We start from the raw sequence: 6,226 nt of genomic DNA, 5'->3' as shown, positions 1-6,226 counted from the left end.
GAGGAAGGGGACTTCTTTCGGAAAGCTGTTAAAAGAATAACAAAGCCGGTTCCTTACTTACAGGGAACCGGCTAAAATGTGTCTAAACGTACAATTTTTCACTTTTGGTGACGTGACCCCTTGTACGGAAAATGAAACATTATAACGAAAAATACAAAGATGATTCATAAATGGCTCTCTAATACCAGAGCTGATTTATTTATGAATCGTTCTAAAGAGATGCCAATGGTGGTGTCGCATTTTTAGCGGCATTTTCACCATTGGCATTTTTTTTGCTTTAAGGCATTTGGTAAGAAAGGCGAGCAAACCAAAAAGAAAAAACTGAGGGAGGCTAATTATGAAACAGATTCATCTATTGGGACTGATACCTTTTATTGGGATGCTAGGTGGATTACCTTTTGCCAATAAGGTAACTCCGTATATTTTAGGGATGCCATTTTTACTCTTTTGGATCGTGCTTTGGGTAATCTTGTCCTCGGTCGTGATGGCCATCATTAATTTCATCGATCCTGCCAATCAGGAAGGAGGAATCCAATGAACAGCGCTTTGCCAATCATGTTTGTTTTTTTAATTGCGGCCATCTTTCTAGCGATTCGTTCTGGTTGGGGCAAGAAAATGAATCTGGAGCAATGGGCTGTAGGAGGACGCAGTTTTGGAATCGTTTTCGTATTTCTTCTGCTTGCGGGGGAATTCTTTACGACCTTTACATTCCTTGGCGGAAGTCCAGACGGCATTTGTCGGCATGGGGAAGCACTTGCTCCCGATCTTGGTCGCCCGTTGATCTCCAGTACAGTGTTCTCCATTATTATGAATATGTCCCAAGGAACATTTGAGCTAGCTGCTGGTCAACCGTGCAAAACTTCTTACAAAATGTACGGATTCACTTTGAGAGAGTAAAGCGGAACGTGAGATCAGAAAAGTGGAGGACAGGGTACAACAAGCGGCGCGCACTGCTGCCACGTTGGAATGGTAATAACAATTTTAGATTAAATGAGGGCGAAACTGTTTTCTAGGAAAAGTAGGTATATTTCCTCATGATTGTCCCCTTTTTTATCTGAGTAGGGAAGATTCGAAACAATTTCACTTGTTTTGGCGCTTACCAGTTTAATTTATAGTCTACCAATTCATTTTCTTCAAAGTAGCTTTATTGTTTGTCAGCAATAAGGGTAGAAATTCACCTTTCCTTATTACGGTTTATATTATAAAATATTGAAAATAAGGGAAAGAGGTGTTGATGGCAATTAAAAAATGCATGGTTTGGCGGGCATGATAGGCTTGTATGCCTGCAAAACTCTTATGGCGCAGTATTTTGCAGAAAATCATGCCCATAGAGGCTCCATGTCAAGCGACTTTGCCAATGCATAAAAATACGATTTGATGAGTTCCCTTGATTGCCGTTTTATACACTTTTTAATTGCCAAATACAGAAAGAGGGATAAAGTTGAAAGCGACAGGAATTGTACGAAAAGTAGATGAGCTTGGTAGAATTGTTTTGCCGAGAGAATTAAGGCGCACACTTGGGATTGACGAAAAAGATGGCTTAGAGATTTTTGTAGATGAAGAGTGCATTGTCTTGCGGAAGTATGTGCCAGCCTGTATCTTCTGTAATTCTGTATCAGACGTCACCGAATATAAGGGGAGGAAAATTTGTGCTTCCTGTTTTGACGACATGAAGAATACATAGAATTTAAAAAGATAATGAGCTGAAGCCTTCCTGCTTCCCAGGGAGAGCTTCAGCTTTTTGTTCACTATCTTCTTCAATTAGGAGTTTCTTTAACACATGTTATATAAGCTACACTTGATATTTTGACATGCTAACGTGGGAGGAAATTCGGAGAAAAGAAGAGGTTGGACGCGCCCTGCACCCCGGCAGAAGAAGGGCCGGTGTGTCTTTTTCTTACCTCCTACCACAAAAGTTTGTCGATTTATCAAACCAGATGTATATAGCATTCCCCAAATGCCAGATTTAACAGCCAACACCAAAACTCCATTTTGAAAAAGATTGATTATTTTGGTATTTGTATTTTCAAAATAAGCGTACATTAACTTAATAATTGAATATTCTTTAAAAAACTTTTCTCTCATAAATACGAATAGATAGTAACCACGATGCAATATATAAAATAAGGATCATCAGTATAGCTAAGAAATAAAATTGGATTTCTTGTAAAGTCATGAACTCTTGTATCAGTTCTCTTAATCTATCATTAAGATTACGGAAGAAAAAACTAATTGCTAATATATAGAGGCCAAATAAAACAGCTGAAGCAATCAGTAAGTATTGGCTTTTAAATTTATAAGAGAACGGTAGAATGAATGCTGTAGTGACCATAACAAGACCAAAAATAAGCAACGTCTCTTTCCACGAAAATAACGCTGCATTCCCATTCACAACTAAATCGCCAACAAAAATGACGATAACAAATAATGATGTAAATATTAATGCACCTATATATTTTGAACTGACAATTTCCTTTCTCTCAATTTGATCGTTGTCGATTTACCTGTACCATTTCCTCCGATAAATCCAGTTACATACCCTTTTTTAACGGCAATAGAAAGATCTTTCAACTGAAATCCATTAAATGATTTATTAATATGTTGTAATTCAATGACATTTTCCATTATTCATCCATCCTCCATGTACAATAATGTAAGCATTTCCTTTAGTTCTACTAAGCTAATGTTCATTTCTTTAGCGTTTTGAATGGCAACTAATAGCTTTTCTTCGATTACTTTCATTTTTCTTTCCTTCATCATCTCCGTATTTTGTTCTGATATGAACGAACCTTTTCCAACAATGGAATAAATAAATCCGTTTTTCTCAAGTTCTTCATAGGCACGTTTTGTTGTAATAACACTAATTTCCAAGTCTTTTGCAAGTTGGCGCATAGAAGGAAGCGACTGACCTTCTTGTAATTGGCCTGTTAAGATAAGCTTTTTAATTTGAGCATAGATTTGCTCATAAATCGGCTCTTTTGAACTATTTGAAATAATAATTTGCATGCAAATACCTCTTTGTGAAATATTGTATATATACTTTATATACAATATATATGCATTATACTTATTTTACAAGCTAAATTACTATTGAAATCAAAAAAGAAGACATGGGATTGTCAAATCATAAATCTTATGTTTCCTGTATCCGAAACATATGCAGACCTACAATTGCGTTAAGTCGAATTGTGGATTACGATAGAAAGGCGGTGGAATTTCGCTATAACGACAAAACAGATGCAAGAGAAAACAGTGCAAATCACGGTCGAAGAATTCATATCCTGGCTTATCCAACATATCCCTGACGAGTAACTGCATGTCAGTGGGCAATAAAAAAGAATGGGTGATTCGTATGTTAACGATTGGAATGAAATGGTTCCGATTTGGTGTCCTGCTGTTATGCCTTGCGCTAATGGTAGGATGTTCGCTAACAAGCGGGCAAGGATCGGGGCCGCAGAAGCAGTCTACGAAGCCGCTGATCGGTTATGAGGAAGTTGCGCAATATATTCGCGATCATGGCCACCTGCCGGACAATTATATTACGAAGAACGAAGCGCGCAAGTTAGGTTGGGATGCGCAAAAGGGTAACCTGAACAAAGTGGCGCCGGGCAAAAGTATCGGCGGAGATGTGTTCGGCAACCGAGAGAAGAAGCTGCCAAGCAAAAAGGGACGGATATGGTACGAAGCGGATATCAACTACAAGTCCGGCTTTCGGGGCGACGACCGTATCCTATTTTCCAACGACGGGCTAATCTACAAAACGGAAGACCACTATAAAACATTCCAACTGATGAAATGAAAGGAGGGGCAAGCTTGAAAAAGATTATCGTCGATGGCAAGGCAATAACGAGTATGGACGAACTTCACAATACCCTACATCTTCAATTTGGCTTTCCCGACTACTATGGGCGCAATCTTGACGCCCTCTGGGATATGCTGACAGGTGGAATTGAACTGCCGGTTACAATCGAATGGCAAAGCTATGCGACGAGCAGTGAAAGGCTCGGCGAGGAAGGACAGCGGCTGCTTGAACTATTGCGGGAAGCGGAGCAGGAATTGGAGGGCGGTTTGACGGTTATTGTTCACGAATAATGGGTATTTTGCGATACCGGCAATATCCAATATGATTTTCTTGAAAAATGTGAGGTTCCTCACATTTTTTGTTTTCGTTCGTACAGAACGAAAGATTCATAGGGGAGGTGGTTGGAAGGAGGAGATTCGGAAAAAAGAAGAGGGTGGATGCGCCCTGCGCTCCTCCGTTATTGATACCAGAGGTTTCATCTAACCACTCAAAGACACACTGGCTATAAAAAAGCAGCGCGCCGAATTGGCAGTGTTCCTCAGCACAATTTCCTGCAGTGAAAATAGGGTAGGTAAGGTCATCATAGGGTTCCTAAAGTAAATGATCGGCTTCGGCTTCGCATACTAATACGTAACAGGTTCTGTTTTTCGGACAAGTTATTTCATTTTCGATAGCCCGGCATATATTGGTGCTTTTATATAGTCCGGATTATTTAAAGGCAAGTAGCTCCTTCAAAAAGGATGGAAAATGCATAAGATAAAACAGCCTAGCGTAAAGCATGGTACTTCTTTGGACGATAGGTTTGTCTTTAATAGGAATCGGCTTTCTTTTCCATGGCAGTTTTGCTTGTTGAAGACTGCAAGGAAAGCTTTAGTCCTATTAATGATGCTAGTATAAAAATAATACCAGCTGTAGTAAAAACGACTACTAGCGAAGTGGCCTTCATATAAAAACCCGAGAGACTTGTTCCGATGAGAACGAATCCTGTAAAAATGGGCGTGATTAATCCGTTCATCCGCCCAACGAATTTCTCGCTAATTGTTGTGAGCATAAAGGTCGATAAAATCGTTTGTATCATTGCCATGAATATGCCTGTTAAGAATCTCATCGTACCAGTTACATAAGGCCATATGGATATAACTTCAATGACCGTGGATATACCAAGGAAAGATAATCCGGTTACAATAACAGTCCTTCCATTTAGCATTTTTGCCGATATAGCAGCCACGATTCCTCCAAGGAGCATTCCCAGACCGGCAAGGGCAGTAAACCATTGAAGATTTTCTTTAGTTAGGTGCAGACGATCGGTGATAATAAAAATTTCAAGAGGCTGAATCAGCCCCATCCCGAATGCCAAAGTGGAAAACATCAATAAAATAATTAATATGTTTCTGTTTTCTTTCAAATAGACAGTCGCTTCTTTCATATCTGCTACAAGCGAGAGTTTACCGATGTGTTGTTGAACCTCACCGTTTGGTAGAAACGATAATAATAAGGCGGAGAGCGCAAAAATTACTAACAAAAGAGTTAACGATACATATAAACCATACATACTGTAAACAGCTGTTCCTATAATTGGTCCTCCTATAATAAAAAGGGAGCTTACTGTTTGTGTGGTTGCTATCGCTACGGGAATCTGGTCCTCAGGAATATGTTGCTTGAAAATTCTCGAAGATGACGGTTGGGAGAATTGGGATACGATAGCCGATACCATAGTAGCGGCAAATACAGCCAACCAGTATCCCTTCATAACGAAAAAGATAATAATAACAATAGAAACAAAACTTAATACATCTCCCCAGATCATCATCCGCTTTGGCTGCCAACGATCAGCCAGCACACCACCAACAATCGAAAAAATAAAAATCGGCAAATATTCTGCAACCGTTAATGCTGAAACGGCGATCGGGTTACCATTAGTTTGTTCTATAACAAAAAACAGTACCGCTATGTTTCTAATCCAAATACCGATATTCTGTAGAATATCAGAGGTTGTCACAATAAAAAATGTCCGATTGGATAATAATCCTTTCATGTATATCCCTCCTGATTAGACCGACTGTTCAGTCTATTTTTGATCGAAAAATATTGCTGAAGAATTTTATACAAAAAAGCTTCAGCTTAATGAACATGTAGATTGCTTTTATAAAAAACCGACCGTTCGGTTTAATAATACTGTTCAATTTTTGATTTGTAAAGATATAATGGTAATAGTTTCAAAAAAAGTTTGATCACTTTCAACGAACGTTGGCTACTTTTTAGTCAACAAAAGGGGCCGTTCTAGGGGAGCGGTCTTTTTTGATTAAAAAATGAGTTTATATTAAATCAGGAGTGTTGATTATCCGGTACGATCCAAAGCGGATCGTCACCACGCCGTGCTCCAAACGGGCGTCGGTTCGTCTCCCGTACCGAGAGGCCCAGATG

Annotated in this window: 7 protein-coding genes and 3 pseudogenes; 6 read left to right on the top strand and 4 right to left on the bottom strand. The window is 39.2% G+C overall.

The features are described 5' to 3' along the window. Positions 1-337: 337 nt before the first annotated feature. The 3 genes and pseudogenes from HMPREF0083_RS21480 (at position 338) to HMPREF0083_RS21470 (ending at position 1,684) form a co-directional block, all read left to right on the top strand. Positions 338-538, top strand: a complete 201-nt coding sequence (locus HMPREF0083_RS21480) for a DUF3311 domain-containing protein (protein WP_021623915.1) — start codon at positions 338-340, stop codon at positions 536-538. Then, a pseudogene (locus HMPREF0083_RS27495) lies at positions 535-723 on the top strand (sodium:solute symporter family protein); the annotation flags it as partial. The gene HMPREF0083_RS21480 and the pseudogene HMPREF0083_RS27495, both read left to right, overlap by 4 nt. A 718-nt stretch (positions 724-1,441) precedes the next feature. Further along, on the top strand, positions 1,442-1,684 hold the full coding sequence (locus tag HMPREF0083_RS21470) for an AbrB/MazE/SpoVT family DNA-binding domain-containing protein (protein WP_040304310.1): 243 nt from the start codon (positions 1,442-1,444) through the stop codon (positions 1,682-1,684). 381 nt (positions 1,685-2,065) lie between these two features. On the opposite strand, the gene HMPREF0083_RS30245 is transcribed toward HMPREF0083_RS21470, so the two are convergent. From HMPREF0083_RS30245 to HMPREF0083_RS21460, 3 genes and pseudogenes are all read right to left on the bottom strand, one after another. Further along, on the bottom strand, positions 2,066-2,440 hold the full coding sequence (locus tag HMPREF0083_RS30245; RefSeq protein WP_378432113.1) for an ABC-2 transporter permease: 375 nt from the start codon (positions 2,438-2,440) through the stop codon (positions 2,066-2,068). Between the two features lie 41 nt (positions 2,441-2,481). Next, positions 2,482-2,625 (bottom strand): annotated as a pseudogene (locus tag HMPREF0083_RS27490) (ATP-binding cassette domain-containing protein); the annotation flags it as partial. A gap of 3 nt (positions 2,626-2,628) precedes the next feature. Next, positions 2,629-3,006, bottom strand: coding sequence for a GntR family transcriptional regulator (locus HMPREF0083_RS21460; RefSeq protein ID WP_021623908.1), 378 nt, complete (start codon positions 3,004-3,006; stop codon positions 2,629-2,631). Between the two features lie 143 nt (positions 3,007-3,149). On the opposite strand from HMPREF0083_RS21460, the pseudogene HMPREF0083_RS30240 reads away from it, so the two are divergent. The 3 genes and pseudogenes from HMPREF0083_RS30240 to HMPREF0083_RS21450 form a co-directional block, all read left to right on the top strand. Continuing rightward, positions 3,150-3,309, top strand: a pseudogene (locus HMPREF0083_RS30240) (transposase); the annotation flags it as partial. A gap of 58 nt (positions 3,310-3,367) precedes the next feature. After that, the gene (locus HMPREF0083_RS21455; RefSeq protein ID WP_081696149.1) at positions 3,368-3,799 is read left to right on the top strand and encodes a ribonuclease domain-containing protein; all 432 of its coding nucleotides are present in this window, start codon (positions 3,368-3,370) and stop codon (positions 3,797-3,799) included. 14 nt (positions 3,800-3,813) lie between these two features. After that, positions 3,814-4,092, top strand: coding sequence for a barstar family protein (locus HMPREF0083_RS21450; RefSeq protein WP_081696147.1), 279 nt, complete (start codon positions 3,814-3,816; stop codon positions 4,090-4,092). Between the two features lie 518 nt (positions 4,093-4,610). On the opposite strand, the gene HMPREF0083_RS21440 is transcribed toward HMPREF0083_RS21450, so the two are convergent. Beyond that, complete coding sequence (locus tag HMPREF0083_RS21440; protein ID WP_021623903.1) at positions 4,611-5,837, bottom strand: MFS transporter; 1,227 nt, start codon at positions 5,835-5,837, stop codon at positions 4,611-4,613. Positions 5,838-6,226 lie beyond the last annotated feature (389 nt).

This window comes from Aneurinibacillus aneurinilyticus ATCC 12856 (assembly GCF_000466385.1).
In the GTDB taxonomy this organism is placed as follows: domain Bacteria; phylum Bacillota; class Bacilli; order Aneurinibacillales; family Aneurinibacillaceae; genus Aneurinibacillus; species Aneurinibacillus aneurinilyticus.
The sequence above is the reverse complement of the archived record's forward strand: the minus strand, read 5'-3'. Positions and strand labels throughout refer to the sequence as shown.

Excerpts from the sequence above, each read along its gene's own strand:
- HMPREF0083_RS21480 (WP_021623915.1), top strand. The coding sequence starts at position 338 with ATGAAACAGATTCATCTATTGGGACTGATACCTTTTATTGGGATGCTA.
- HMPREF0083_RS21455 (WP_081696149.1), top strand. The coding sequence starts at position 3,368 with ATGAAATGGTTCCGATTTGGTGTCCTGCTGTTATGCCTTGCGCTAATG.
- HMPREF0083_RS21460 (WP_021623908.1), bottom strand. The coding sequence starts at position 3,006 with ATGCAAATTATTATTTCAAATAGTTCAAAAGAGCCGATTTATGAGCAA.
- HMPREF0083_RS21440 (WP_021623903.1), bottom strand. The coding sequence starts at position 5,837 with ATGAAAGGATTATTATCCAATCGGACATTTTTTATTGTGACAACCTCT.